Source organism: Pseudomonas sp. B14-6, from assembly GCF_013260315.1.
GTDB lineage: Bacteria > Pseudomonadota > Gammaproteobacteria > Pseudomonadales > Pseudomonadaceae > Aquipseudomonas > Aquipseudomonas mandelii.
On sequence record NZ_CP053929.1, the window covers coordinates 5,357,802 to 5,384,368 of the forward strand.

General features: G+C 54.8%; 23 protein-coding genes and 8 pseudogenes. 19 read left to right on the forward strand and 12 right to left on the reverse strand.

The window, feature by feature from the left end; all coding sequences use genetic code 11:
• The first annotated feature begins 58 nt into the window (after positions 1 to 58).
• Complete coding sequence (locus tag HP062_RS24385) at positions 59 to 463, forward strand: nuclear transport factor 2 family protein (protein WP_109636002.1); 405 nt, start codon at positions 59 to 61, stop codon at positions 461 to 463.
• A gap of 42 nt (positions 464 to 505) precedes the next feature.
• Here the strand turns inward: HP062_RS24385 and HP062_RS31210 are convergent.
• The 3 genes and pseudogenes from HP062_RS31210 to HP062_RS31215 all read right to left on the reverse strand — a co-directional run.
• Positions 506 to 646: pseudogene (locus tag HP062_RS31210) on the reverse strand (helix-turn-helix domain-containing protein); the annotation flags it as partial.
• 37 nt (positions 647 to 683) lie between these two features.
• A protein-coding gene (locus HP062_RS24390; RefSeq protein ID WP_372242693.1) for an IS3 family transposase occupies positions 684 to 1,903 on the reverse strand; the annotation gives its coding sequence in 2 pieces (ribosomal slippage) (positions 684 to 1,558 and positions 1,558 to 1,903; 1,221 coding nt in all).
• A gap of 72 nt (positions 1,904 to 1,975) precedes the next feature.
• A pseudogene (locus HP062_RS31215) lies at positions 1,976 to 2,209 on the reverse strand (AraC family transcriptional regulator); the annotation flags it as partial.
• A gap of 63 nt (positions 2,210 to 2,272) precedes the next feature.
• Here HP062_RS31215 and HP062_RS24395 point away from each other — a divergent pair.
• The 10 genes and pseudogenes from HP062_RS24395 (at position 2,273) to HP062_RS24440 (ending at position 11,575) form a co-directional block, all read left to right on the forward strand.
• On the forward strand, positions 2,273 to 2,743 hold the full coding sequence (locus HP062_RS24395) for a hypothetical protein (RefSeq protein ID WP_162556193.1): 471 nt from the start codon (positions 2,273 to 2,275) through the stop codon (positions 2,741 to 2,743).
• Positions 2,744 to 3,157: 414 nt separating this feature from the next.
• The gene (locus HP062_RS24400) at positions 3,158 to 3,439 is read left to right on the forward strand and encodes a hypothetical protein (RefSeq protein ID WP_172792160.1); all 282 of its coding nucleotides are present in this window, start codon (positions 3,158 to 3,160) and stop codon (positions 3,437 to 3,439) included.
• Positions 3,436 to 4,797, forward strand: a complete 1,362-nt coding sequence (gorA, locus tag HP062_RS24405; RefSeq protein WP_109629134.1) for a glutathione-disulfide reductase — start codon at positions 3,436 to 3,438, stop codon at positions 4,795 to 4,797. Before HP062_RS24400 ends, gorA begins: the two co-directional genes overlap by 4 nt.
• 57 nt (positions 4,798 to 4,854) lie before the next feature.
• Positions 4,855 to 5,010: pseudogene (locus tag HP062_RS24410) on the forward strand (glutamate-5-semialdehyde dehydrogenase); the annotation flags it as partial.
• A gap of 17 nt (positions 5,011 to 5,027) precedes the next feature.
• A pseudogene (locus HP062_RS24415) lies at positions 5,028 to 5,354 on the forward strand (LysR substrate-binding domain-containing protein); the annotation flags it as partial.
• 136 nt (positions 5,355 to 5,490) lie between these two features.
• Positions 5,491 to 6,120 (forward strand): glutathione S-transferase family protein, encoded by a 630-nt coding sequence (locus tag HP062_RS24420; RefSeq protein ID WP_172792161.1) that lies wholly within the window; start codon positions 5,491 to 5,493, stop codon positions 6,118 to 6,120.
• 199 nt (positions 6,121 to 6,319) lie between these two features.
• On the forward strand, positions 6,320 to 7,240 hold the full coding sequence (locus HP062_RS24425; RefSeq protein ID WP_109629139.1) for a LysR family transcriptional regulator: 921 nt from the start codon (positions 6,320 to 6,322) through the stop codon (positions 7,238 to 7,240).
• On the forward strand, positions 7,240 to 8,151 hold the full coding sequence (locus HP062_RS24430) for a LysR family transcriptional regulator (protein ID WP_172792162.1): 912 nt from the start codon (positions 7,240 to 7,242) through the stop codon (positions 8,149 to 8,151). Before HP062_RS24425 ends, HP062_RS24430 begins: the two co-directional genes overlap by 1 nt.
• A gap of 147 nt (positions 8,152 to 8,298) precedes the next feature.
• Positions 8,299 to 9,021, forward strand: a complete 723-nt coding sequence (locus HP062_RS24435) for a DJ-1/PfpI family protein (protein WP_256665951.1) — start codon at positions 8,299 to 8,301, stop codon at positions 9,019 to 9,021.
• A 481-nt stretch (positions 9,022 to 9,502) separates the two neighbouring features.
• Positions 9,503 to 11,575: a pyridoxamine 5'-phosphate oxidase family protein gene (locus HP062_RS24440; RefSeq protein WP_172792163.1), complete on the forward strand. Its 2,073-nt coding sequence runs from the start codon at positions 9,503 to 9,505 to the stop codon at positions 11,573 to 11,575.
• Between the two features lie 20 nt (positions 11,576 to 11,595).
• On the opposite strand, the pseudogene grxC reads toward HP062_RS24440, so the two are convergent.
• Positions 11,596 to 11,858: pseudogene (grxC, locus tag HP062_RS24445) on the reverse strand (glutaredoxin 3).
• A gap of 81 nt (positions 11,859 to 11,939) precedes the next feature.
• Here grxC and HP062_RS24450 point away from each other — a divergent pair.
• Positions 11,940 to 12,479 carry a cupin domain-containing protein gene (locus HP062_RS24450; RefSeq protein ID WP_109629145.1) on the forward strand — a complete coding sequence of 180 codons (540 nt, stop codon included), beginning with the start codon at positions 11,940 to 11,942 and terminating at the stop codon, positions 12,477 to 12,479.
• Between the two features lie 570 nt (positions 12,480 to 13,049).
• On the opposite strand, the pseudogene HP062_RS24455 reads toward HP062_RS24450, so the two are convergent.
• The 6 genes and pseudogenes from HP062_RS24455 to HP062_RS24480 form a co-directional block, all read right to left on the reverse strand.
• Positions 13,050 to 13,505, reverse strand: a pseudogene (locus HP062_RS24455) (DUF1348 family protein); the annotation flags it as partial.
• Between the two features lie 735 nt (positions 13,506 to 14,240).
• Positions 14,241 to 14,714: a DoxX family protein gene (locus HP062_RS24460; RefSeq protein WP_172792609.1), complete on the reverse strand. Its 474-nt coding sequence runs from the start codon at positions 14,712 to 14,714 to the stop codon at positions 14,241 to 14,243.
• Between the two features lie 20 nt (positions 14,715 to 14,734).
• Entirely contained in the window at positions 14,735 to 15,502 is a 768-nt protein-coding gene (locus HP062_RS24465) for a DNA-binding domain-containing protein (RefSeq protein ID WP_172792164.1), read from the reverse strand.
• Positions 15,499 to 16,353 carry a DUF692 domain-containing protein gene (locus HP062_RS24470; RefSeq protein WP_172792165.1) on the reverse strand — a complete coding sequence of 285 codons (855 nt, stop codon included), beginning with the start codon at positions 16,351 to 16,353 and terminating at the stop codon, positions 15,499 to 15,501. The genes HP062_RS24465 and HP062_RS24470 overlap by 4 nt, the downstream gene beginning before the upstream one ends.
• A 28-nt stretch (positions 16,354 to 16,381) precedes the next feature.
• A complete protein-coding gene (locus HP062_RS24475) occupies positions 16,382 to 16,654 on the reverse strand; it encodes a DUF2282 domain-containing protein (RefSeq protein ID WP_172792166.1) in 273 nt (90 codons plus the stop codon).
• Between the two features lie 36 nt (positions 16,655 to 16,690).
• Positions 16,691 to 16,828: a hypothetical protein gene (locus tag HP062_RS24480; protein WP_172792167.1), complete on the reverse strand. Its 138-nt coding sequence runs from the start codon at positions 16,826 to 16,828 to the stop codon at positions 16,691 to 16,693.
• A gap of 75 nt (positions 16,829 to 16,903) precedes the next feature.
• Between HP062_RS24480 and HP062_RS24485 the strand changes: the two genes are divergently transcribed.
• Together HP062_RS24485 and HP062_RS24490 are read left to right on the forward strand one after the other, a co-directional pair.
• Positions 16,904 to 17,476 carry a sigma-70 family RNA polymerase sigma factor gene (locus tag HP062_RS24485; protein ID WP_172792168.1) on the forward strand — a complete coding sequence of 191 codons (573 nt, stop codon included), beginning with the start codon at positions 16,904 to 16,906 and terminating at the stop codon, positions 17,474 to 17,476.
• Positions 17,473 to 18,114 (forward strand): DUF1109 domain-containing protein, encoded by a 642-nt coding sequence (locus HP062_RS24490; RefSeq protein ID WP_172792169.1) that lies wholly within the window; start codon positions 17,473 to 17,475, stop codon positions 18,112 to 18,114. The genes HP062_RS24485 and HP062_RS24490 overlap by 4 nt, the downstream gene beginning before the upstream one ends.
• Before the next feature lie 101 nt (positions 18,115 to 18,215).
• Here HP062_RS24490 and HP062_RS24495 read toward each other — a convergent pair whose 3' ends face one another.
• On the reverse strand, positions 18,216 to 19,238 hold the full coding sequence (locus HP062_RS24495) for a DUF4238 domain-containing protein (protein WP_172792170.1): 1,023 nt from the start codon (positions 19,236 to 19,238) through the stop codon (positions 18,216 to 18,218).
• A gap of 48 nt (positions 19,239 to 19,286) precedes the next feature.
• Positions 19,287 to 19,550 carry a hypothetical protein gene (locus tag HP062_RS24500; RefSeq protein ID WP_172792171.1) on the reverse strand — a complete coding sequence of 88 codons (264 nt, stop codon included), beginning with the start codon at positions 19,548 to 19,550 and terminating at the stop codon, positions 19,287 to 19,289.
• 467 nt (positions 19,551 to 20,017) lie between these two features.
• Between HP062_RS24500 and HP062_RS24505 the strand changes: the two genes are divergently transcribed.
• From HP062_RS24505 to HP062_RS24525, 5 genes and pseudogenes are all read left to right on the forward strand, one after another.
• Positions 20,018 to 20,359, forward strand: a complete 342-nt coding sequence (locus HP062_RS24505; RefSeq protein ID WP_172792172.1) for a hypothetical protein — start codon at positions 20,018 to 20,020, stop codon at positions 20,357 to 20,359.
• A gap of 99 nt (positions 20,360 to 20,458) precedes the next feature.
• Positions 20,459 to 21,715, forward strand: coding sequence for a TolC family protein (locus HP062_RS24510; protein ID WP_172792173.1), 1,257 nt, complete (start codon positions 20,459 to 20,461; stop codon positions 21,713 to 21,715).
• Positions 21,712 to 23,196, forward strand: a complete 1,485-nt coding sequence (locus HP062_RS24515) for an efflux RND transporter periplasmic adaptor subunit (RefSeq protein ID WP_172792174.1) — start codon at positions 21,712 to 21,714, stop codon at positions 23,194 to 23,196. Before HP062_RS24510 ends, HP062_RS24515 begins: the two co-directional genes overlap by 4 nt.
• Positions 23,193 to 26,350: pseudogene (locus tag HP062_RS24520) on the forward strand (efflux RND transporter permease subunit). Before HP062_RS24515 ends, HP062_RS24520 begins: the two are co-directional and overlap by 4 nt.
• Positions 26,347 to 26,562, forward strand: a pseudogene (locus HP062_RS24525) (heat-shock protein HtpX); the annotation flags it as partial. The pseudogenes HP062_RS24520 and HP062_RS24525, both read left to right, overlap by 4 nt.
• Positions 26,563 to 26,567 lie beyond the last annotated feature (5 nt).

Below are 26,567 nucleotides of genomic sequence, written 5' to 3' on the forward strand. Positions count from 1 at the left end.
AAAGCGCCTACCCATTATTCGACAATGACTTCTCAAAACGACCAGAGACTTAATGATCATGAATGGGCAAAACAATCTAGAATTTGCGCAGAACTTCTTACAAAAACTGGGTGCTGGAGACTCTCAAGCACTGGCGCATCTATTTGCTGAGGACGCGCGTTGGGAAATTGCGGGTGATGAGGGGGCACTGCCATGGCTTGGTAAAAAAACAGGCCGAGAGGCTATTGTTGACTTCGTAAGAGATACTGCGGCGTTGATAACAAGCGAGAGTCTCAACGTCCACGATATCCTTGCGAATGAGCATCGCGCATTGATACTTGGTGACCTTGCGTCAGTCGTAAAAGCCACGGGTAAACGTATTGAAACGTCATTTGTACTGGTGCTAGAGGTAGATGACGGATTGATTACGAGCTTTCGAATGTTGGAGGATAGCTTTACCGTATCCCAAGCCGCACGAGGCTAATAAATCTTCCTCATCGTCCGGCATATGGAAATGTCGGAGATGTTACATCCCCCGTCTCACTCTCCCAGGTGCTTCACCGTATATTTCCTTGAGTTCTTTGCTGAAAGCCGCTTGGGATTGATACCCGACTTAGGAAGTAATGTCGCTCAAACCCAAATGTGAATGGTTTAGCAGGTTGACCGCTGGACTTGCCCCTACCAAACCGGACACCAACTCCCCGTTAAATTGATGTTCCCGCTAAGCGCCTGAACTCCCTCGGTGAACGATATTTCAAGGCGCTGTGCGGATGCTGCTCGTTGTAATGCTCGAAGGCAATTGCCAGGTTGCGCAGCGCCGTTTCTCGATCCGGCTTGGGCATGTGCGCCACATAATCACGTTTGAGCGTCTTCACGAAGCTCTCGGCCATGCCGTTGCTCTGCGGGCTGCGAACTGGGGTGGTCACCGGCTGCAAACCGATCTGTCGAGCAAACAGGCGTGTCTGTTCGGCGGTGTACGCCGAGCCGTTGTCGCTTAGCCATTGCACCGGCGTAGCGGGCAGTTGATCACCAAAGCGCTTCTCCACGCTTTCCAGCATCAAGTCGCGGATATCATCGCCGCTGTACCCGGTCGGGCTCGCGACCCAGCCGATGGCTTCGCGATCACAGCAATCGAGGGCGAAGGTCACGCTCAGTTTGGCGCCGTCCTCACAACGGAACTCAAAGCCGTCCGAGCACCAACGCGTATCACTGGTTTCCACCGCAATACGGCCTTCGTGCCGACGCGGCACGCCGGGCTGTTTGATCCGGCGTTCAAGCAAAAGGTTGTGGTCACGCATCACCCGGTAAACCCGTTTCACGTTGACCGCCGGCAGCGACCGCTTTTCACGTGCACGACGCAGCAGTCCCCAGACGCGACGGTATCCATAGCTGGGCAGTTCGCTGACCTCTTGCTGGATTTCAGCGACCAGCTCAGCATCGTTCACAGGCCTGCTTCGCCGCACTTTGGGCGATACCGATTGCTTGATTCGAACCGTTAATTGCGAGCGCGCCACACCGAGACATTCGCTGACCAGCTTCACTGGTCGTCCCCCGGCAACAAGGGTGAGTGCGCAATCCATTTTCGCGACCGGGCGATCTCCACGGCCTCTTTGAGGATTTCGGCTTCCATCGTTTTCTTGCCCAGCATCCGTTGCAGTTCACGGATCTGCTTGAGCGCATCGCTCAGCTCGGAGGCAGGCACCACGGCTTCGCCAGCACTGACCGCCGACAGGCTGCCGTCCTGATACAGCTTGCGCCACAAGAACAACTGATTGGCATTGATGCCGTTGCGCCGAGCGACGACCGACACACTTTGTCCTGGCTCAAGGCTCTCGCGAACCATGGCCAGCTTTTGCTCTGGACTCCAGCGGCGCCGCCGCTCCTGGCCCAAAAGCTCCCCACTCTTGTCGTTGCTATTAGTCATAAACATAACCGTTTGCCTATCCCTTATCGTAAGGGGGAAACGGTGTCCTGTCTTTCATGGGGCTCGTTCAACCGCCAACTCCATTCGGACCTGAGTCAATAATACCCAAGGTGAAACTCCAGCCACCCGTACGAAGGCTAGCATAAACGTTGCGCGAGACATGCTTGCGGTTTCAGCGAGACCGTCAACGGTCCACTCATGCGCAGGATCCGCCAGCATGGACTGCCAATCGCGACCTAGCCGCTTATCAGACAGCAACGCCAAGGTGCATGTGTGTTGGCCATGGCTCGCGATGTGCGCGCGGAGGAATTTGACCTTAAAGTACTTTTAGCCCATGTCGATAAAGTAGGGACAAAAAAGGAGACTCTCATGGAAATCAATGCCACTACACGCGCTTCGACTAGAATCACAGAACCCGCAAATACTCCCAAGGCTGTGCCGAGCGAGGCTCCAGGTAACTCCGACCTATCGGCAGTTACCGAAGGTGTAAAAGTGACCTTGTCCGCTGAAGGGGCAGCGAAAGCGTCAAGTGAGAGTGAAAAAAATGCGGACATCGATGCTAGCAATCTGCCGGATGGTGTGAAAAAAATTCTCAAAGTGATCAGAGACATCCAAGAAAAAATTCAAAAGAAAATGGAGGAGTTGGATGCCATTAAGAACGATCACTCTCTGAGCGAAAAAGATCGTGAAGGAAAGGTTCAGGGCATTTTGGCGGAGTTAGGTATTCTCACTAGCCAGCTCACCACTACAACGAATGATCTGCACCGTACAGAAAACGAAATGAAGCTTTCGTCGTCGATGAAAAAACTTTCGAACTCCCTTTCAGCTCCGAGGGACTGACGCACAATGCCGCTGATTGACCCTTCACTACACGTCGCTGGAAAGCTGTGGAGGCGTAACCTGCTTTCAAGGCACCATCGACAGAAGGTTGGTGTACATCTCACTCGCTAATCATTGGCCCCACTGACACGGTCTAGGGCTATCGGTTGAATTGCGACCAACCCCGCCAGTTGACCCCACCGTACCCACGTCGACAGTCATGCGTAAGCGATCTCATGCTACGTATCGCTCTGGGTCTTTTGGACGGGTAGGTTGGATGCGTGTTCGCAAAGCTCTATTAACATTGTTTCACCCTGCACAATTAAGCCATGACATATCTGCCCATTCTCTAAAGCGCCTTTGTTGGTGAAACTGATCCTAGAAGCGATCAACCACTGGAGTTGTCGCAGCGTTCTCCATAACTGGGAGATTCCAATGTTCGGCACTACTCAATCCTGCCCTGGCGGCTCCTATCCGGATACTTCGATCGTTCTTCATCGTGAGCACGAAGCGGGCTTTTTGCTTCCCCAATTCATGGGAGCTTTGGCAAGCGAGGCTAGCGGATTAGGCATGACTGATATGTGCCAACCACGTTCAGACGAAGGTTTTTTTTCAAGGCTTTGTGCCTCACTGATGAAGTCGCTGAAGCTCCGGTTGTTATTCATAAATGATATTGGACAGCCGGGTGCTGTGCATTCTTACAGAGAACTGAAATGAGCCACGACTTCGATCTATTTGTCATTGGTGCCGGCTCGGGTGGAGTACGGGCTGCACGGTTTGCAGCAGGTTTTGGTGCAAAAGTAGCGGTTGCCGAAAGTCGATACTTAGGCGGCACATGTGTAAATGTCGGCTGCGTTCCAAAAAAGTTGTTGGTTTACGGTGCCCATTTTGCTGACGACTTCCAACAGGCTGAAAGCTTCGGCTGGACAGCTGGCAAGGCGAATTTCGACTGGCCATCGCTTATTGCGAACAAGAACCGTGAGATCGACCGTCTCAATGGCATCTACCGTAAGCTTTTGATTAACAGCGGCGTCACGTTGCTCGAAGGCCATGCACGATTAGCAGATGCGAACCATGTCGATGTAAACGGCCAGCGTTTCAGCGCTGAGCGGATTTTGATTGCGACTGGCGGGTGGCCGCAGATTCCGAAAATTCCGGGACATGAATATGCGATCACTTCAAATGAAGCGTTCTTCCTGGAAGAGCTGCCCAAGCGAATCTTGGTGGTCGGAGGTGGTTATATTGCTGTGGAATTCGCTGGCATTTTCAACGGGCTAGGAGCCGATACTCGGCTGCTGTATCGAGGCGATCTGTTTTTGCGAGGATTCGATCAATCAGTGCGTATTCATTTGGCAGAGGAGCTGACTAAGCGCGGTCTGCGATTAGATTTCAATACTGACATTGTCCAAATTGAGAAGCAGGCCGATGGAAGCTTGCTCGCGACGCTTAAGGATGGGACGCAATTGGAAACTGACAGCATCTTCTATGCCACTGGTCGTAGGCCAATGCTCGATAACCTGGGGTTGGAAAATACGCGCGTAGAGTTCAACGAGGCTGGCTACATTGACGTGAATGAGCACTTTGAAACTCGCGAGCCTTCCATTTTGGCTCTGGGTGATGTCATTGGCGGTGTCCAGTTGACACCCGTTGCGACAGCAGAGGGCATGGCAGTTGCCCGTCGGTTGTTCAAGCCTGAGCAGTATCGACCGGTCGACTATCGCCATATTCCAACTGCTGTGTTCAGCCAGCCAAATATTGGTACGGTAGGACTCACCGAACAGCAAGCGATTGAGCAAGGCCACAAAGTGGTGGTGTTCGAGAACCGGTTCCGACCCATGAAATTGACTCTCACCCAGTCGCCTGAACAGACGCTGATGAAGCTGGTAGTGGACGCAGAATCTGATCGAGTGTTGGGATGCCACATGGTCGGTCCGGACGCGGGGGATATCATTCAAGGCTTAGCGATTGCTCTTAAGGCGGGTGCCACCAAACGACTTTTTGATGACACTATTGGCGTTCATCCGACCTCCGCAGAAGAGTTCGTTACCCTCCGTGAGGCGGTTAGTAGCAGGTGACGGAGGATGGCGATTCCTATACATTTTGCGGCCACCTCTTGATGGTAAACCTGCTCCATGTCTCTCGCGCTCGAACAACTAGTCGCTGGTACACAGATCCCTTTCGCTGGTAGTCGTGTGACTGTCGTCAGCCCAGAACTGGCAGCGCGTTTCCAGCCGGGGGACCATTTGCTGGTAGAGCAAGTCAGTGGCGAGCTATTGCTGATCCCCCTGCACTCACGACGGCTCAGTTAGCTCAACTGGATTTTGCTTTGCTGACCTCTGACTTCGCTACGCGCATTTGTATCGATGAGTACTTCACCAACGCGAAAATCACGCCAAAGGTGACGATTCAGGTCAACTCCGTAAACACGTTGCTTGAAGTCATCCGAAACACCGCGGTCGCTACCATCCTTCCGAAACCCATCGCCATGCAGGATCGCGCTCTTCAAAAACTGGCCTTGCTCGATAAGGCGCCTCAACGTGGCGTGTCGATTCTCAGGCGGAAAAATAACTACCACAGTACAGCGGCGGTCGCGTTCATGAATTTGATGCTTGGATCCCCGGCAGTGGACTGAGAATAGAGTGCTGACCATTACTCCCAGTGAAATGCTGGATTGTAAATAATGGTAATTCCGCTGTTTGGTAGGGAAGAGCAAGATGACGCCATCGACACGATCACCGGGTCGAATCCAAAAACAACCGGAGTACGTCATGTCCCAACAACCAATCAAGCTTTATCGTCACCCATTGTCTGGCCACGCGCATCGTGTCGAATTGATGCTCTCACTGCTCGGCCAGCCAACAGAGTTGATATTTGTGGATCTGATGAAGGGCGCGCACAAGATGCCCGAATTCTTAGCGCTCAACAGCTTCGGCCAAGTACCGGTGATCGATGATAACGGCACCGTTCTAGCTGACTCGAACGCGATTCTGGTCTATCTCGCTGCTAAATACGGCAACGGTGAGTGGCTGCCCAGTGATCCCTTAGCGCAAGCAAAAGTACAACGCTGGTTGTCAGTCGCGGCCGGACAGATCAACTCAGGCCCGGCTACGGCTCGACTGATTACCGTGTTCGGTGCCGGTTACAATGCGGAAGATGCGATCAGCAAGTCCCACAGCTTGCTCACGGTCATGGAGCAAGAGTTGGGTAAAAGTAAATTCCTGGCTGGCGATAAACCGACCGTCGCTGATGTAGCAGCTTATACCTACGTGTCCCACGCCCCGGAAGGTAATGTTGCACTGACTGACTATCCTAACGTCCGTGCTTGGTTGAGCAGTATAGAGGCATTGCCAAATTTCGTTGGTATGCAACGTACTGCTACGGGCTTGCAGCAAGCTTGATCGAAATGACGGAGCTACCCGGGAAACATTCCGGGTAAGCTCTGCTGATCGTCTGCGATTTGTCTTCGAATTTTTTGCCTGTCGCGCTAGTCATCTGGACAGGGTTTGCGCGGGTCGCCATTGGCGACACTCTTGGCATTTATGTCTGCTCGCTCTCGCGTTCAGATCTTGCTGTCCCTACGCCACGGCAGAGTCGCCTATGGATCGCTTTCAAGAAATGCAGATATTCATGACGGTGGCTGAAGAAGAAGGCTTTGCCGCCGCCGCACGTCGTCTAGATATTTCACCCCCCAGCGTTACTCGTGCCATTGCTGCCATGGAGGAACGCATCGGCACTCAGCTGCTCTCACGGACCACACGTAGCCTGCACTTGACAGAGGCCGGGCAACGATACTTGGATGATTGCCGGCGAATACTCGGTGAGGTCGATGAAGCGGAGGAGGCTGCTGCTGGCAGCTACTCAATTCCATGTGGGCATCTGACTGTGACAGCTCCCGTGCTTTTTGGTGAGTTGTACATTGCGCCTTTGCTAGCTGAGTATTTGGATCAATTTCCTTCTGTACATCTCAACGCGTTACTGGTTGACCGCGTGACGAGCATGGTTGATGAAGGTATCGATGTGGCGATCCGTATCGGCCATCTGCACGAGAATAATCAGCACGGCATCAAGGTTGGCGAGGTGCGCCAAGTGATTTGTGGCACCCCCGACTATTTTGAGCGATTCGGCAGGCCCCGCCACCCTGGCGAATTAAGCTCCGCCAAAATCGTTATGTCGTCCGCGAGCCATTTGTTAAGCGATTGGCAATTTGAGAATGACGGGAATGCATTGAGCTTTCGCTTCGATCCGCGGTTGGTCGTGACCGCCAATCAAGCTGCTATCAATATTGCCTGCTTGGGCTGGGGCGTGACACGTGTGTTGTCCTACCAGGTGGCTAGTCAGGTAGCGGCCGGTGAATTGGAGGTAGTGCTCCAGGATTTTGAACCACCCGCTTTGCCCATCCAGGTTGTTTATCTTAAGAGCACTCGCGTACCAGCGAAGGTACGTACCTTTGTGGATTTCCTCACGGAACGTCTGGGATGTGATACAGCGCTTAGACCCACTGTTAAAAGTACGCTTTGATGGACCGCTATCATGAAATGCTCATGTTTGAAGCGCTCTCAGAGCGCCCAAGCCTAGCAGCGGCAGCGCGCCGTCTTAATGTCTCTGGCCCGACGGTAGTTCGCGCGATTGCCCGGTTGGAGACGCGTCTCGGAGTGCCGTTATTGCAGCGAAGCACTCGTGGAGTGTCGTTGACTGAGTCGGGTGCGGCATTCATGGCCGATTGCTCCCGCATCCTCAAGGAAATCGAAGACGCAGAAGCATCTGCGAAAGGCCTTCATGTTCAGGCCCAGGGAAATCTGACCGTGTTGCTTCCACTTCTTTTCAGCCGCTATGTGATGACGCCTTTACTCGCGAATTACATGGAGGTTTATCCCGAAGTAAAAGTATTCGCTCATTACCATGATCGTTTTCCGAACATGAACGAGGAAGGTCTTGACGTGGCAGTGCTGGTGGGACATTTGCCCAGTTCATCGTTGATCGCTAGGCCTGTTGGCCATGTTCGTTCGATCGTTTGTGGCAGTCCTGCATACCTCGAAGCCCATGGTGTGCCCGCCGAGCCGGAGGACCTCAAAAGTCATCGGTTGATTGGCATACAAGCTTATCGGGAGAAGATCCACTGGGAGTTTTCCAAACAAGGCATTCAGAACACCATTAAGGCCCGATCACGGGTCAGTTGCACCACTGTTCAAGCTGCCATGGATGCGGCTGCTCATGGTGCGGGGCTTACGCGCTGCTTGAGTTATCCAGCCTACGATTATTTGAATTGCGGTCGATTGCGCCGGGTACTGCAACCTTTCGAGCTGCCAGCGCTTCCAGTACATGTCGTTTACCGAGAAAGGCGTAGGGCCTCGATGAGAGTGCGCAGTTTTGTCGACTACATTGTCGAGGGGCTGCGCGAACATCCGGCAATGCTACCGGATGCTCTTTGAACGATCAGCGACCCACTTTGGCTAGCTGTGTCCCGTATGTGTCCAGGTTTACAGTGTTACGCGTGGAAACGTGTCTGATACCACCTTTGCTACAAACCGACAAACGCACTCCAGCATTTCAGTGAGCGAAACATTGGATTGTGTTTTGTGTTCGTTCTCATCGAAGCGATTAAAGCGGAGCATGCGTTTCAAGCAGTTTATTTAAAGCCTCACCGCGGAGATTACTACCCGATGAAACGAGTACTCATGCTGCTAGCCAATGGCGTCGAGCCGATGGAAATGGCTGCGTTTACCGACGTGCTCGGCTGGGCCGATTTGCTCGGTGATTTTCCTCTTGAGTTAGTGAATGCAGGCCTTCGTAGAAAGATCGTAACCACGTTTGGTCTTACGATTAATCCACGTTTTCTGTTGCGCGATTTGGATATGAGTAGCTTTGACGCTTTGGCATTGCCGGGTGGTTTTGAACCGTCGGGATTTTATGAAGAAGCTTTAAGTGAGCCCTTTCTGGAGACCATTCGCTATTTTGTCGAAGCCGGCAAACCCGTTGCCAGCGTTTGTGTGTCGTCGGTATGTCTGGGTGTAGCGGGCGTGTTGCGTGGCAGAAATGCGACGACCTATCACCAGGAAGGTGGAAAGCGCAAGAATCAGTTAGTGGAAACAGGTGCTCTGTTCGTCGATCGACCTGTCGTGGTTGACGACAACATCATTACTTCGAGCGGACCAGGCACGGCCACTGAAGTCGCTTTTTTGCTGCTGGAAAAACTCACAAGTTCTGAGAACGCGACGTTTATCCGTCAGAAAATGCGCTTTGCCACTCCTGATCGTAACTGGTTTGAGACGCCACAAGTTCCCGAGGCCCTTATTCAGTAATCAAAAGAGACCGAGCGACTGTAGAAGGTAATGGAGCAGCAGTTGAGCCATCACCCGTTCATTGCAGGCGAGTATTCGATCGCTGACATGGCGATCTAGCCATGGTTGCTTCAACACGAGAAACAAGGAATGCATTGGACGCCTACCCGCACATTTCCACTTGGCTAGCGAAAATCACTGAGCGTCTGGCGGTGATCCGGGCCTACGCTAAAGGAGAGGAAGTTCGCCCATCAGGTCACATCGGTGAAGATAGGAAAAAGTTCTAAAGCTGTCATAGGCACGGTCGCGGGCGACTGATGTAAATGATGTAAAGGCGCGCGGGACGCCGTTGTGTCTCGCAAAACCGTGCAGTGCTCCGACCTGCAAGACGCTGGGTTGATGGTATCTAGTGGATGTGTGGTTAGACACATCACGGGGCATCAATCAATACACGTTGGGCAGCGAGTGAACTGCACCTGTTTACGAATACGTAGAGGTGATCATGAATAAAACTGACGAGCCGGGGGGATCACCTTGGCATGCCGGTGAGCGGCACTTGCAGGAAAGCGTCGGCGTGGCGCAGCAGATGGAGCAATTTGGGCGAAAGGTTGTACGTGACTACATGCCGGATCAGCATCGTTCATTTTACAGCCAGCTCCCGTATCTAGTCCTAGGTGCTGTCGATGAAAAAGGCATTCCTTGGGCGACGTTAATAGAGGGCCCTCCAGGGTTCGTTAACTCTCCCGATTCACGCATTTTGCAAATCGACCGGGTTCCCGCGGATGGTGATCCAGTCAAAGGAGCATTAGATACCGGTGCCGCAGTCGGGCTGCTCGGCATCGATCTAAAGACCAGAAGGCGCAATCGAATGAACGGCAATATCAGCACCGTCTCATCTGGCGGTGTTGCCGTTTCTGTCGTGCACGCTTTCGGCAACTGTCCGCAATACATCCAGTTGCGAAGTGTTGAGCCGGTTAGCGTTGGTCGTTCCTCATCCGATGTTGCAGCGGAATGCCTGAGCGAATTGGACGAGGCTGCAAAAGAGATGATTCGAAAAGCCGATACATTCTTTCTCACCAGCTACGTCGACCTGGACGGCGACTCATCCAGGCGCTCGGTGGACGTTTCGCACCGCGGTGGTAACCCAGGTTTTGTCAGGGTCGAAGGCAATGTGCTGACGATTCCCGATTTTGCCGGCAATCTGCATTTCAATACGTTGGGCAACTTGTTGCTCAATCCCAAGGCCGGTCTGGTTTTTGTCGATTTCTCGTCAGGTGATGTGCTTCAGGTGGCCGGACGCACGGAGCTTATTCTTGAGGGGCCGGAAATCGCAGCATTCCAAGGTGCCGAAAGACTCTGGACCTTAACGGTGGAGCAGGTCGTCAGAAGGCGCGCAGTGCTGGCCCTGCGCTGGGCATTCGAAGGTTTCTCGCCTAACAGTTTGATGACCGGCAGTTGGGAGAAAGCAGAGGGTCGTTTACAGGCTGATACCCTGCGCGATCAATGGCGGCATCTGCGCGTGACCCGTATCGTTGAAGAGAGCAGCACCATCAGCTCTTTTTATCTGGAACCTGACGATGGCGCGGGGTTGCCGCGTTTCGAGGCGGGGCAGCATTTACCGGTACGGTTTAGCCTGGTTGAAGGGCAGCCTCCCCTTGTCAGAACTTACAGTTTGTCGAGCGCACCTTCTGACAACTTCTTCCGGATCAGCGTCAAGCGCGATGGGTTAATTTCGTCGCACTTGCACGACCAGATTCGGGTCGGGGATATCATCGAAGCCCGCGCCCCTCAGGGACGATTCACAGTGCAGGCCGATGAACATCGGCCATTGGTTCTATTGGCGGCCGGCGTGGGGGTCACGCCCCTGCTATCGATGCTGCGCGAAGTCATTTATGAAGGAGAGCGAATTCGGCGCACCCGGCCGACCTGGTTTATCCAGAGCGCGCGCAGCCTGGCGGAGCTGGCATTTCGGGACGAACTGTTTGAACTGGCGACCCGTGCGAAAGACAAGATTCGCGCCCTGCGACTTTTGAGTCAGCCCGAGCAGCACGCCCGCGAGGGCGAAGACTTCGAGTTGGCCGGTCGTGTGGATGTCGCGCTGCTCAAGGCACTGTTGCCACTGGACGATTATGATTTTTACTTGTGTGGTCCGGGCGCGTTCACCCAGGCTTTATACGATGGGCTGCGTGAATTACGCATTGGCGACGATCGCATTCACGCTGAGACTTTCGGCCCTTCGACGCTGGTGCGGTTGCGCGACCAGTTGACACCGGCAGTCGAGCAAGTCCCGGCGGCCAGTAGCCCGGTCAAAGTGCTGTTCTCGACGTCTGCGAAGGAGGCGCGTTGGGAGCCGGGAAACGGCAGCTTGCTGGAACTGGCTGAGAGTAGGGGTTTGAACCCGGACTTCAGTTGCCGCGGCGGCTCGTGTGGAACCTGTCGTACGAAGTTGATCAGCGGGCAGGTGCACTATCTGAACTTGCCCGCCGAGATGCCGGAGCAGGGAGAGGTGTTGATTTGTTGCGCAGTCCCTGCGCAGAGCAAGGAGGGCGATGCCCCCCTGGTGCTGGACTTGTAAACGAAATAACGACGGTCTGTTCATCCTGCTGGATGCGGCTGGAGAGCTTCGGCCAATCCGCCTTCGCGCTGGAGTTGGGCCAAATCGTTGTAACCTCCGACATGGCGGTCCCTATGAAAATCTCGGGGACCGTACGCCGACTACTGCGTTTCACCATTTCCTGCTTGATGTTTTGAGTTCCCACATTGGTTTCTGTGTACGGGATCCCTTTGGAGTCCAGCAGCTGCTTCGCACCATTGCAGTACGGGCAGGTACTGGTTGTATACATCGTGACTTTACGCATGAAGAGTACTCCTCGTTTTCGATTACTTTTAGGCAGCGGTTTTTTTAAGCGGGCTTGTACCGCACAGGCATTGGAGTGCTCATGAACGTTGAAAACTCGGAAGCAATCCTGCTGATTCCTGGCGGCTACTGGGTTTGGATTGATGTGGATGAGGCCAGCATCGGAGGAACAGGTACTGCTATGCGCTTCGAGTTGCCCTTGCATGCTCACAACCTGCCGTTGATGCATAGCCACGAAACAAAGCTCGTAGTGGCGCTAAGGGGGGAGCTGGATATTCGTATTGGTCGACATAGAATTGCATTGCTGCACGAGGGCGATGCCATACAACTTGAACCGGGAATTGCGCACCGCATCCATCAAGCCGGATCAACCCCGAGTATCGTTGGTGCAGTGCTCTGGCCTGGCGCAGTTGAAGGAGCTTTCCGAGAAATTGCCGCGTTGGTCGAGCGAGGCACCTATCAACGTAGCGAGATGATTCGAATCCTCTCTCGATACGGCGTGATTTGGGCTGAACAACCCCTAACAAATAGTCATCAAACAGTTGTTGTTCGACCTTTCTTCGATTTCATGCGCGAAATGCCTAGTCCGCTGGCTCATGCGCTTGAGCAAATATGGAAATAAGGGGGTGTTTTATCAATTTAGCGTTCAGGGATAGCAAGAGAAAAGAGCCCGCGGATGGCGGGCTCAGTGGCAACAACTGCATCTATTGGGGGGAGGGGGCGTGCAGTCGGTTTCCTCTAACTTCGACCTGTTGACCGATGGCAAACTCTTTGCGCGGCGAGCGCACCACTCGTTCTTCACCGGTATTGCTTCGGACAGCGTAGGCTCGCTCCTCTAGACCTGTAGCCTTTTGCACTTCCCGGCCACCGAAAATCCCTAGTGCAGCTCCGATTAATGCGCCTAAAGGGCCGCCAGCGGCTCCGCCAATTAGAACGCCAGTGCCTGCACCAAATGCTGCCCCTGCCGTAGTGTCCTCAGCTTGCGAGAGGACTTCGTCAGCGCTTGCGTGAGAGAGTGGGAACAGGGAAATTCCAATTGAGAGAGTGACTGCATAAAATTGTCTCATGCTACCTCCGATTGATTAGCATGACAGTATTAGCCATGCAGATCTGGTTAGCGTGCTAATCAACTCGCCGTCTAGCGCTGCTTTTCTATGCGTCTTCGTCAGTTAGCGCAGGTACTCCGCCCTCCTCAAAGACCCAGGTCGGAAAGGCTTGGATGGTCATCCGGGCGACGGCCCAGAGGCCAATGAAACTTTCGTTCTGACTCTTTGATGGGCATGTCGTTGATGCACGCAAAACGGTGCGCCATCAAACCGTTCTCTGCGAACTCCCAGTTTTCATTTCCGTATGAGCGATACCAATTCCCGGAATCGTCGCGCCACTCATAGGCGTATCGCACAGCAATACGGTTTTCGGTGAACGCCCATAACTCCTTGATAAGTCGATACTCCAACTCCTTATTCCATTTTCGCGTAAGGAGCGCTTGAGCCTCAGCCCGGTTGACTGCAAAATCGACGCGATTGCGCCATCTGGTGTCGGGGGTGTAGGCCAATGCGACTTTTTCCGCATCTCGACTGTTCCATCCATCTTCAGCCAGACGAACTTTGAGTGTCGCAGACTCACGGTCAAACGGTGGTAGGGGGGGCGGGTCTCAGATTCAGCCATGATGACTACTCCACATTGAGGTACATCGGGGATAAAATTTATGGTTCGCTAGAAGCTTAGTTAGGTTAGGAACGATTGGGGCATCTATCGAACATGTTTAGACTAAATAAATCAGCTGGTGTGAAAAGCGACTTCTGGAACTGATAAACCTTCAATTAATGCTCCATTGCTTGCACTCAATGTACAAGTAGGTTTTTAGTAATGATGTTAGGGTGGCGGTTTAGAGCAGTCAAAGAACCGAAAGAACTAATGCTGGTTTGGTTATGTAAGATAGGTCTAACGTAAGTTAAGCTTCGTGCTAGATAACATACAGCTGGATGGCATGCCAGCAGTTTCATCTTTCACTTAGTGCAATAGTGAGGGGGTTTACTATTCAATTGATGAGCAAAATATTATGCTGCTTCCTTGGCTGAAACAAGGTGCCCGATGGCTGCACCTTTTTCACAAAGATGACTACTGATACGGGAACGTAACCAGCGTTCACTAGGATCCGTATCTGAAGTCGCACTCCATGACATCGATAGGTCGAGCGCAAGGATGCTCAACGGAAGGGCATCCATCCGCAGGTAACCTTAGCGAATCATAGTCTTAGCTACGTAATCAGGAATGACCGCAACCATTTGCGTGTCCTCGATCAGGGTTTTTAGCGCACTATATTGCGGCACAGCCAAAACGACTTGGCGTTGCCCCAAGAGTTTCTCCATATGTGAATCGTTCACCGGATGCCCAGTCTGCGATCCAGCGAAAGTGTTCCTGCACCGCGCGCGACGATGAGCAACAGCAAGCCAGCCCAGGAAAGATGAGTCGGCCAAGCATCGGGGTAAACGAAAACCTGGATGACAAAGGTCATGCACAGCAATGCCAAGGCGGATAAACGGGTGAACAGGCCGAGCACCAGGAGCAGTGGAAATAGGTGCTCGCTGTAAGTCGCAAGGTGTGCCGCCAGTTCTGGAAAGATCAGGGGCAAGGCGTATTCCGTTCGGAACAGTTCGTAGGTACTCGGTGTAATCGTCAGAATGTCGCTGACTTTGGTGCGCCCTGACATGAAAAAAATGGCGGCGATGGCGATGCGCGCCACCAACACCAGAAACGAATCGCTGATCAGATCGCCCAATCGGGTTGTAACGCGGTTCCAAAGGCCACGCAGGGAATTGTCGTCGACAGGTGGGCGGGTGTGGATGGTATCCATGCTGTGCTCCGTTGATGGCTTCAGCAATTGGTTGTCGGGAGTTCCGCCGTTACAAACGCGTCAGCACTCACCAGGCGAATAATGAGGTTTTCCAGGTTCAGGTCGGGCTCGACACCAATGGCCCAGTCAGCAGCGACATCGAGGGGCAGGTGCGCCGCGCAGGCGTCGAGAAAGGCGCAGTCTGCGGCACTGGCAGCCTGCCAATGCACGCGGCCGGACTTGCGTGTCAGTAGTGCACCTTCACCTTGCCATTCGAGTTTTTCAGGCATTTCCCGTTGTTCACGATTGACGCACCAGATCGTGTAGGCGGGACAATCCGGCAACCAGACCCAACGGGCGGTGTCCCGTGGTTTAAGCCGCAAGTTGCCCAATTCCGTAGCGGGAATCTGCGCCAAGTCGTTCAGCCCAAGACCAGGCTCATCAGCGGTGCAATGAACCTGTGTCCAGAGCAGGTCCAGACGGGCGACGTCGCCCAGATACGGCATGTCTTGCGCGTGCTCGAATTTGTCGAGAAAGTCGGGGAAGCCCGCTCCGTAATTCAGTAAACGTGCATCTGTTGGCGGTGAAAGCCGGGCATGTATGGCGGCGGCGCTTTTAAGCCAGTCAGTGCCCACGAGGCGCTCTACGGTAGGGAAGTTGGCTAGCAACGCATCCGTCGTGCCTTTGAGTACGGTATTGCGATAGACCGCAAAGCCTGGTTGTTGGGTCAGCGAATCCATCGTGGATGATTCAGTGCCGTATAACGCATCGACGAAGGCATCCTGAAAGCTTGCGAGAGAGGGCTTCATATCGCCACCTTCATTCGCTGATTTTGCCCAAGGTTCAATAACGTCTGCGCTCGGTTGCGCTCGGCCAGTAAAACGTCGAAAGCGGGGATATGGTCGTCGCGTTCGATCAGTGTCGGACGCTGGCCGATCCGCTCGATCAGCCGCTGGTACAGTGACCAGACATCTTCGGCGACAGGGGCATCATGGCTGTCGATCAGTAACGAGGATTCACCCGGATCCTTGGTGAACCCCGCCAGATGAATCTCCATGATGGCGTCGGCCGCAAAGGCATCCAGATAATCGGCGGCGTTAAAACCCAGGTTGTGCGCACTGATGTGCACGTTGTTGACGTCCAGCAACAAGCCGCAGCCAGTCACCGTGCTCAATTCGGTGAGAAATTCCAGTTCGCTGTAGTCATGCCCGTCCAGGTGCAAATAATGGGTCGGGTTTTCGATGGCAATGCGACGTCCGAGGGCGTCTTGTGTGCGCTGGATATTGCTTGCTATACGCTGTAACGCTTCATTTGTTCGGGGAAAAGGCAACAGGTCGGGGTGGTATTGGTCGCGCCAGGCTGACCATGCCAGGTGCTCGGAAATCAGTGCCGGTTGAACGCGATCAGCGAGCTGTTTCAGGCGTTTCAAGTGCTCCGGGTCCGGCGGGCAATCAGCCGCCAGCGAAAGTGACACCCCGTGCAACGACAACGGGTGCCGGTCGCCAATGGCCTCCAGCCACGCCAAGCGGGGGCCACCACCAACCATGTAGTTTTCCGGATGAACTTCGAACCAGAGCCCTTCGACCGTGCAGTCGTGGGCCTCCTGATAATGGTTCGGTTTGAGGCCGAGTCCGGCCCCGATCTGGAATGGTTTGTTCATGATTAGTGTGTGCCCCGTGGTGTTGACGTTACATAGGTGTGAGGCTGCCGGTGCCTTTTGGCGTCTTGATGGTGGTGCAAGTACCGACTGGAACGTTTTTCCAGGCGTTCGGCTGGTAATCCATTTTGGCGGTGCCTGCGCAGGTGGTACCTGCACCGGCCTTGCAATCGTTTTGACCGGCCATGGCGACGCCGTAGCATTTTTCCATGGCGCCGGCGGCGGCTGGGGTCTCGGCGGCAATGGCGCCGGCAGCAAAGGAGGAAAAGGCAACGGCTATGGCAGCAAGCTTCAGATTGTTCATGGTTATTCTCCGGGATCATGAGGGTGGGTCGTCGCATCAGTGCAGGAGTGCGCTGTGCTTCAGATCCGAAAGGTAGTTCGCTGAGTTTTCAAATCCGGTTACAGCCATCGCAAAATATTTTTTAGAACCGCAAAATGAATCTGCTTGTTGCCTTATGGCTTTGGCGGCAAGCATGATCCATCGCCCGTTATTGGCGCTGGCGTTATGCAAGTACAGAATACTTTCATCCTCGTGTAACCAGAGTGGACGATGGAACGAACTACACATAACGACGCATTGCGCAGCCGGGAAATTCATCTTCAGACCTTGTTCCTTGCGGGCCTGGGTGGAGACGAGCGGGCTTATGGCACTTTCCTCAAGGAGCTGAGCGGTCATATTCGCGGCTTTGTTCGAACCCGACTTCAGCGACAACCGGGTGAAGTCGAGGATTTGCTGCAAGAGGTTTTACTGGCCGTCCATAACGGTCGACAAACGTACCGTGCGGACCAACCGCTGACGGCCTGGGTGTTTGCCATCACCCGCTACAAACTCACGGATTTTTTTCGTGGCAGGTCGCGCAATGAAGTGCTCAATGACTCGCTCGACGATGTGGCGGAGCTGTTTGCCGAGCCTCATCTAGAGCCGGAGCAGGCCCATCGCGACCTCGGCAAGTTACTAGAGCAACTGCCTGACCGGCAGCGTTTGCCGATTCAGCAGGTGAAGCTTGAAGGCTTGTCGGTCGCCGAGTCCGCGCAAATGACCGGGCTTTCGGAGTCCGCGGTAAAGATTGGCATCCATCGCGGGCTTAAGGCGTTGGCCGAGAGGATTAGAGGTACACGATGAAAACTGACGATCTTATTTCCATGCTGGCGACCGGTGTTACACCGGTCGACCGGCATGCGCTCGCCAAGCGTTTCGGCGTCGCGGTGCTGGTCGGCCTGATAACGGCCTTCTTGCTGGTGATGGTCATGTTCGGCGCACGTCCGGATCTGGCCGCAGTGGCGGCAACTCCGATTTTCTGGGCGAAGATTGCCTTACCCCTGTGCCTGATGGTCGGCGCGTTGAGCCAGGTTGTGCGCCTCGCGAGGCCCGGACTTACGCCTGGCGCCGGACAACTGCTGGTCATTACTGCGGTTGCAGCGGTTTGGGCCGGCGCCCTCTATGTCCTGATGACAGCAGCCCCGGACGTGCGTGCTTCGATGATCTTCGGTAAAACCTGGCGCATGTGTACGCTGAACATCACCTTGCTTTCGATTCCGGGGTTCATTGCTGTCTTTTGGGCGCTGCGCGGGTTGGCACCCACTCGCCTGAGACTGGCCGGCGCCTGCGGCGGACTGCTTTCAGGGGCGATGGCTACCATTGCTTATTGCCTGCATTGCCCTGAAATGGAAGTCCCGTTCTGGGGCGTCTGGTACTTGCTTGGCATGTTGATACCAACCGTTATCGGTGCGCTGCTCGGACCGCGCTGGCTTCAATGGTAGTGGGGTTGAAAGTCGCTAGTTATACAGCGACTCCACAACTGACCATCGTCGCAAATTTGAGATGAGTACATTATTGCCAGCTCACATCCCAGAGTGACAATTTATCGCTTTAGCTCTATTTCGGCTTGGCACTGAGAGCGATGCCAGTTCTGCCAGGTCTCCAGTTCATTTGCATAGGTCTTCGGGCAAACCAGTCTGGGTCTAATCAAGTGGATATCACCGGGGGCTTGAGCGAAGACATATCGATCAGCGTGCTCGATTATGATCTTTCGTATCAGCCCATAGGTCTTAAGATCAGGTGTCGTACCTCGGCGCCATGCTCGGTTACCGATGGACGTGTGAAGGAGGTGTTTCGGGCTCAAAGGCAGGAGTATGTCTCCGTTCTTGACTCCCCAACCGCCACCAAAGTCATAGTTTTCTGAGTCTTGGAAATTAAGACGTATTAGTGGGTTGTCTGATGTCGGCCATGACATGCCAGGCGGAGCATGCAAAATTGTCCATTTGTGTGCCGGTACACGACCTAAAGTTTTTGTTAACAAATGCCTCATTTGCCATATCCACATCCGTCTGCCGATGATGGTCTCCGCTTTTACCTGTCCGCCGCCGTCCTGTAGAGGCTCGATAGATATCTTGAAGAGGGAGAGAGCATCGTCATCCTCTGAGCCACATGCAAGCCGCTCGTTCCTTCCAACTGCCTCTTCCATATCGCGGACTGAACGTTGCATGGTCTCATCCATCAACGCTTCCAATGTCTCGTTCTGGTTACGAATGAACTGCCTAAGGCGAGCGGGAGTGCGGACATCTAAGGCAGCCGCGAAACGTACAAGCCGTCTCCAGTGTTCAGGTAAAAGGCGCTCTTCACGGACAACTCGGCGGATGGCTTCTTCAGCAGGATTTTCAAATTCACTGTCGAGCCAACGTTCGAACTCATCCGTCTCTTCTTGGCCTGCCAAGTAGGTGTAGAGATGTTGGTGGTAGGCGATTCCTTTCAGGGATTGCTCCCTCCAGAGGGGAACGTTTTCATTCTGTACTAGCAAGCGATAAGTAGGGGTTTTGCCGTTGTTCGCCCATTGTTTCAGGTAGAGCTTTGGTACGTAGTGATTGTCTTTGCGTAGTTGCGGCATTCCAAGATCTCGCAAATTTGAAGAATCCGGCCAGTGCGATCATATCTGTTACTGATGGGTGGGCTGGCTGAATTCACTCTTGGTTTTTGGAGACAACGAAACCTTTTTTGTCTGATTGTTGCCTTCCACGAAAGCCTGTAATCGACCCAAAGCCGCCCTTTGTGAAGGACAGTTGACGGAAAAAGTAAGCCATAACTCCAATGCCAGCACCAGCACCAGCACCAGCACCAGCACCAGCACCAGCACCAGCTTCGGCAACTCAGCAGCGTATGTAGGGAAAGTCCCCCGCTTTTTTGGGGGGGCATTAAGCAATATGAGTCTACCGTCCCCGAAGAGGGCGTTTCGTCGCAATGTCGTAATGTCTATACCTGATCCTACCAACTGGCTTGGTAATTGCTCGCATGGTTGTACTCACCATTCGTTGAGTAGTCGAAACGGGAGATTAGCCTTGTGGAAACGTGCTCAGCTTATCGTGGTTACCCTTGGAATTGGAGTCCTTACATTCGGTTTGGCTGTCAGCACTGTCCTTATGCAATGGCAGCTGAGATAACCAATTGACGCAACCGTTCAGGTGAAGTCCTGCGTCACGGCTGGATTGGCTTGAGTGGCGCCTAGATCTGTTTTGAACAAATTGCAGATCCAGAAACTGCATGTCAGATACTTTTGTTTAAGGTCGGTAATATTGGCTTAATTCAGGCTGTGTTTTATCGCATCACTCGGCCATTGGGGTCGACTTCATCCGATTGTAAGAGCCATTTGCAGCGACTACACTCCAGCCCATGAAACGCTATCTGCGGTTTTGCATCATCTTCATGATTAGCTTGGCGCTTCCCCTCAGTGGGATGGCGGGCGTTCAGGCACCGACAGAACCTTGCCCCATGAAAACGATGGGTATGGCGATGATGGACGACATGGCGATGGACTGCTGCACCGACATGAAAAGCCCTTCCGAGCACGGCAAACCTTGTAAGCCGGGCCAGGAATGCAAGACAGGCGGCATGCTGCAAGTCTCGATCTTCAAGCCTCCTGTAACCGTATTTAGCCCCGTAGTGATTTCCTTCTTCAGCAATTCCCTACCCGTACAGACCCCGTCCGGGGTATGGCGACCGCCTCGCGTTTGATTCCTGTCCTACATTGAGCCTCATTCCGCATTGGCGGGATGGACCAGCTGCGTGCATGTCTTTTGACTCGTGCAGTGGATGATCACAGGAATCATAAACATGAACTCCAAGTGCTATTGCACAGGTTGGTCCCTCGTGGCCGGTCTGGCGGCAAGCGTACTGGCATTGCCGAGCTTCGCTGCCGCATTGACACTCGATGAAGCGTTGCGGCTGGCCGAAAACAATGCGCCGTCGCTGACCGCACAAGACGCGAAAATTCAGGCTGCCAGCAGCGCGGCTATTCCAGCTGGTGAGCTACCTGACACCAAACTGCTACTTGGTGTTCAGAACTTCCCCATTGGCGGTCCGGATCGCTGGAGCATCGACCAGGACTTTATGACCATGCAAATGGTCGGGGTCAGGCAGGAGATGCCAAACAGCGACAAGCGAAAAGCGCGGATTGAGGTCGCTGATGCTGCCGTTGATCGCGCTGCTGCGGAGCGTCGAGTCGAACTTCTGAAGGTACGCCAGTCCACGGCTTTGGCCTGGATCAGCAGCTACTCGGTTGAGCGCAAAGATGCGCTGTTCCAGGACTTCTACAAAGAAAATCGTCTGCTGACCGATATCGTCCGGGCCCAGATTGCCGGTGGTCGCGCTCAACCCGCTGATGCGGTGACACCCAAGCAGGAAGCGGTTCAACTGGCGGAGCAACAGGACGATCTAATTCTCCAAAAAGCACAGGCCCGAGCGGCCCTCAAACGCTGGATTGGTTCCGCCGCCAACGACAAGCTTGTGGGCAGCTTGCCTGAATGGCCTGTCGAGACCTCAAGCTACTCCCATAAACTGCAACACCATCCCGAGTTGGTCGCGTTTGCGCCGATGACCCGTCAAGCGCAAGCCAAAGTTAATGAAGCGGTGTCGGAGAAGCAGTCAGACTGGAGCTGGGAACTGGATTACCAGCGCCGTGGCCGTGAGTTTGGCGATATGGTCAGCGTGCAATTTTCCTGGGACCTGCCGCTGTTTCCTGACTCGCGCCAAAACCCCAAAATTGCAGCCAAACAGGCTGAACTCAGTCAGCTTGAGGCCGAGCGCGAAGCCCTGTCTCGCGAGCACACCCAGCAACTGGAAAACGAACTGGCTGACTATGAGCGCCTGAATCGTGCTGTGCGCCGCAACCAGGAAAGCCTGTTGCCGCTGGCCAAGGAAAAGGTCGAACTCAGCATGGCAAGTTATCGCTCGGGCAAAGGCGATTTAAACGCCGTTGTTGCCGCCCGACGTGAACTCATAGAGGCCCGCCTCAAACAGATCGACGTGGAAGAGCAGCGAGCGCTGACCAGTGCGCGGCTGTATTTTGCTTATGGGGAGTCCAGCCAATGAGACTTAAAAAAGGGAACGGGGCATTGCTGGTTGGCATCTCGATGGCATTAGGTGTTGTGGGTGGTTACTGGTTCGCACATCAACGCATGAGCGGAGTACCCAATACCGCCTCGGAGCAGAGCCTCAATTCAACGGGCGAACGCAAAGCGCTCTATTGGTACGACCCCATGTACCCGCAGCAAAAGTTCGATAAGCCGGGTAAGTCACCCTTCATGGACATGCAACTGGTCCCGCAGTACGCCAGCGGCGCAGGGGACCAAGCGACTGTCAGCATCGATCCAAGTCTGACCCAAAATCTCGGCCTGCGTTTTGCGACAGTCACCCGTGGGATCTTTGATTCCAGCCTCGACGTGACAGGTGTCTTGGTGTTCAACGAACGTGATGTCGCTGTGATTCAGGCACGCACCGCTGGCTTTGTGGAGCGGGTCTACGCACATGCTCCAGGCGATGTGCTCAAAGCCAATGCGGCATTGGCGGATATTCTGGTGCCGGAATGGGCGGCTGCCCAGACAGAGTTTCTTGCGCTGAGGCGCTATGGAGATGCTGACTTGTTGGCTGCGGCCCGACAACGACTGCGGCTCACAGGGATGCCGGCAACACTGATTACTCAGGTAGAGCGCGGCGGTAAGGTTCTGCCGTACCTGACTCTTACCAGTCCCATTGCCGGTGTGCTGCAAGAGTTGAGCGTACGCACGGGGATGACCGTGGCGACCGGCGACACCCTGGCACGCGTCAATGGCTTGAGTAGTGTCTGGCTCGCGGTGGCCGTACCAGAATCGGATGCCGGATCGATCACCGTGGGACAGGCAGTCGAAGCGCGTCTGCCAGCTTTTCCAGGGACAATGCTCAATGGCAAGGTCAGTGCGATTCTGCCCGAGACCAATCCAGACAGCCGCACCCTTCGCGTGCGGGTGGAACTACCCAATCCGGACGGGCGCCTCAGACCGGGTTTGACGGCGCAGGTACGCCTGAACCGCTCGACCGAGCAAAGTGTGTTGTGGGTGCCGAGCGAAGCGGTGATTCGCACGGGCCGACGTGCTCTGGTGATGCTCGCCGCAGACGCGGGTCGCTACCGCCCTGTTGAAGTGCAACTCGGGCAGGAAAGCGATGGCAAGACGGCGATATTGAAAGGTCTGGAAGAAGGCCAGAAGGTGGTTACCTCTGGCCAGTTCTTGCTCGACTCGGAGGCCAGTCTAAAGGGCATTGTTGCAAGCTCGGAGGAAGAGTCACCGCCCAGCGCAGCAGCCTCCAGCTTTCATGAAGCGGATGGGCAGATCTTTGAGATCAACGACAAAGAAGTCACGCTTGCCCATGGTCCCTTCAAGACGCTGGGCATGCCTGGTATGACGATGACGTTCCCACTCGCTAGTCCGGCGCTGATGCAGGGCCTCAAAACGGGCGATAAGGTTCGGATTGCGGTGAGTCAGACCGATGATGGTTTGCGTGTTGAGCGCCTGGATAAATCGGGGAGCCAACCATGATCGCTGCCCTGATTCGTTGGTCAGTGGCCAACCGATTCCTGGTGCTGCTGGCGACGCTGTTTGTCACGGCTTGGGGCATTTGGTCGGTGCAGAGCACGCCCATCGATGCGCTGCCAGATCTCTCGGATGTCCAGGTGATCATCCGCACCCCTTATCCGGGACAAGCGCCGCAGATTGTCGAGAACCAGGTGACCTATCCGTTGGCCACCACCATGCTCTCAGTACCGGGAGCCAAGACCGTGCGTGGCTATTCCTTCTTCGGCGACAGCTTCGTTTATGTGCTGTTCGAAGACGGGACTGACCTGTACTGGGCGCGCTCGCGGGTGTTGGAATACTTAAGCCAGATACAAAGTCGGTTGCCGGCCAGCGCCAAACCGGCGTTGGGACCGGATGCCACGGGCGTAGGTTGGATCTATCAGTACGCACTGGTGGATCGCAGTGGCGGACACGATTTGGCACAGCTTCGCGCACTTCAGGACTGGTTCCTCAAGTTCGAACTCAAGACCCTGCCCAACGTTGCGGAAGTGGCCACCGTGGGTGGCATGGTCAAGCAGTACCAGGTCCAGCTTGATCCCCTCAAACTAGCCAGCCTCGGTATCACTCAGGCTGAGGTGACCGAAGCTATCGGCAAGGCCAATCAGGAAACTGGTGGCGCGGTGCTGGAGATGGCAGAGACCGAGTTTATCGTGCGTGCTTCCGGTTACCTTAAGACGCTCAATGACTTTCGGGCGATCCCGCTCAAGCTGGCTTCGGGAGGAGTGCCGGTAACCCTTGGCGATGTCGCCACGATTCAGTTGGGACCGGAAATGCGGCGTGGCATTACTGAACTCGACGGCGAAGGCGAGACTGTCGGCGGCGTAGTGATTTTGCGCAGCGGCAAGAATGCTCGCGAGACCATTGCGGCGGTCAAGACCAAGCTCGACGAACTGAAAAGCAGTCTGCCGGCCGGGGTGGAAATCGTCACCACCTACGACCGCAGCAAGCTGATCGACCGCGCGGTGGAAAATCTCAGCCACAAGCTCATCGAAGAGTTCATCGTCGTCGCGTTGGTGTGTGGGATCTTCCTCTGGCACCTGCGCTCATCCCTGGTGGCGATCATTTCGCTGCCGGTGGGGGTGCTGATTGCCTTCATCGTCATGCGCTACCAGGGCATCAACGCCAACATCATGTCCTTGGGCGGGATAGCCATCGCCATCGGCGCCATGGTCGATGCCGCCGTGGTGATGATCGAGAACGCCCACAAGAAGATTGAGGCTTGGCACGCGGCCAATCCGGGGGAAGAACTGAGGGGTGAACGTCATTGGCATGTAATGACCGAAGCAGCGGCAGAGGTAGGCCCGGCGCTGTTCTTCTGTCTGTTGATCATCACCCTGTCGTTCATTCCGGTGTTCACGCTGGAAGCTCAGGAAGGACGGTTGTTCGGCCCTTTGGCTTTCACCAAGACCTACGCCATGGCCGCAGCGGCGGGATTGTCAGTGACCTTGGTGCCGGTGCTGATGGGCTACTGGATTCGAGGACGAATTCCCAGTGAACATCAGAACCCGTTGAACCGGTGGTTGATTCGGATCTATCAGCCAGCCCTGGATGCAGTCTTGCGTCGACCAAAGATCACGCTGCTGGTGGCGCTAGTGGTTTTTGCCAGTGCGCTATGGCCAATGTCTCGCTTGGGTGGCGAGTTTCTCCCCCGTTGGACGAAGGCGACCTGCTCTATATGCCTTCCGCTCTGCCAGGGCTGTCGGCACAGAAAGCGGCGCAACTGCTGCAACAGACTGACCGTCTGATCAAGACTGTGCCTGAGGTCGAACACGTCTTCGGTAAAGCGGGGCGCGCTGAAACCGCCACCGACCCCGCACCGCTGGAGATGTTCGAAACCACCATCCAGTTCAAGCCGCACGAGCAATGGCGCCCAGGCATGACCCAGGAAAAGTTGGTGGAAGAGCTGGATCGAGTGGTGCGAGTTCCTGGGCTGACCAATATCTGGATACCACCGATTCGCAACCGAATCGACATGCTGGCTACGGGGATCAAGAGTCCTATTGGGGTGAAAGTTGCCGGCACCAACCTGGCGGAGATTGATGCCGCGACTCAGGCGGTCGAGCGAGTGGCCAAGGGCGTACCCGGTGTCAGTTCGGCTCTGGCCGAGCGGCTGACCGGTGGCCGCTATATCGACGTGGATATCGACCGCAAAGCCGCCGCCCGCTACGGACTGAATATCGCCGATGTGCAATCCATCGTGGCCGGTGCTATCGGCGGTGAGAACGTCGGGGAGACCATTGAAGGGCTCGCTCGTTTCCCGATCAATGTGCGTTACCCACGGGAGTGGCGTGACTCGCTCGGCGCCTTGGAGCAATTGCCGATCTACACCCCGTTAGGGAGCCAGATCACCCTCGGCACTGTGGCGAAGGTCAAGGTCAGCGACGGCCCGCCGATGCTCAAAAGCGAGAACGCACGACCCTCTGGTTGGGTTTACATCGACGTGCGTGGCCGGGACATTGCCTCGGTAGTCGCCGATCTACGCCGGGTCGTCAACGAGCAGGTCAAGTTGCAGCCCGGCATGAGCCTGAGTTATTCAGGGCAATTCGAGTTTCTGGAACGGGCCAACGCACGACTCAAACTGGTGGTGCCTGCCACGCTGTTGATCATCTTCGTGTTGCTCTATCTGACGTTCGCCCGCTTTGATGAGGCCTTGTTGATCATGGCCACGCTGCCATTCGCTCTCACGGGTGGGGCATGGTTCCTCTATCTGTTGGGATTCAATCTGTCGGTCGCCACCGGGGTCGGCTTCATCGCCTTGGCCGGTGTGTCAGCCGAGTTCGGTGTGATCATGCTGCTCTACCTGAAAAATGCCTGGGCCGAACGTGAAGACCTCGGCGACAGCACTGAGCGCGGTCTGGTTTCGGCGATTCGTGAAGGCGCCGTGCAGCGTGTTCGACCCAAGGCCATGACCGTGGCCGTCATCATTGCTGGCCTGTTACCCATCTTGTTGGGCAGCGGTACCGGCAGCGAAGTGATGAGCCGCATCGCTGCGCCCATGGTTGGCGGCATGATCACGGCGCCCTTGCTGTCCCTGTTTGTCATCCCGGCGGCCTATCGCCTGATGCGGCGACGGCACCTCAGAGTTGAACCCATCAACCCTCAAGGAAAAGTCGTATGAAGCTGACCCTGATTGCATTTACCAGCACTATTATTGCACTGTCAATTTCAGCGCAAGCAGAGGACATGCCGGGCATGAAAGTGGACGGTATGGACGGTATGGACGGTATGCAGATGAAGCAGGAAACAACGCAGGCTCAAGTCGCCACCGCCGATGGAACGATCAAGGCTATCGATACTACGAAGCGAACTGTGACCATCGCTCACGTCGCAGCAGC